At 49.8% G+C, this 402-nt stretch carries 1 protein-coding gene; it reads right to left on the reverse strand.

Annotated features, from left to right (window positions below; translation table 11 throughout):
• Positions 1-60: 60 nt before the first annotated feature.
• Positions 61-402: hypothetical protein (locus EXE42_RS19870; protein ID WP_206750767.1), on the reverse strand; the 342-nt coding region annotated here is incomplete at its 5' end.

A 402-nucleotide genomic window follows, 5' to 3' on the forward strand; every position in this document is an offset into this window, starting at 1 on the left:
CAAGTCGAGGTTTGTGAGCAATTCTCTGATGTAGCAGAGGCTATACCAGCTATAGCACGTTTAGCTTGCTAGTCGTCGCAATCTGAGCAGCACGTCTATTAGCGTCCCGACTATGGAGTCACTTTGCTCTTCATGGTCCACGTCTGAGACGATTGTCCGAACTCTCTCCGGATCCACTGTACATTCAATATCGGAGCGCATGACCAATTCATGGAGGAGATCTGCGATCTGTTTTTCAGCGACTGATTGGTCACCTTCCAAGACGGTTACTAACCGAGAACTTCGATCAGCGAGCACAGCCGAGGCTGCGTCAGTCAGGTCAGATAACACCCACGCAGCACGTTGAGGATCCCACGGATCTTCGACTCTTTTTCCCTCAACCACTCTGACTAATTCATCAAT

Source organism: Halorubrum sp. SP3 (assembly GCF_005435195.1).
Classification (GTDB): domain Archaea; phylum Halobacteriota; class Halobacteria; order Halobacteriales; family Haloferacaceae; genus Halorubrum; species Halorubrum sodomense.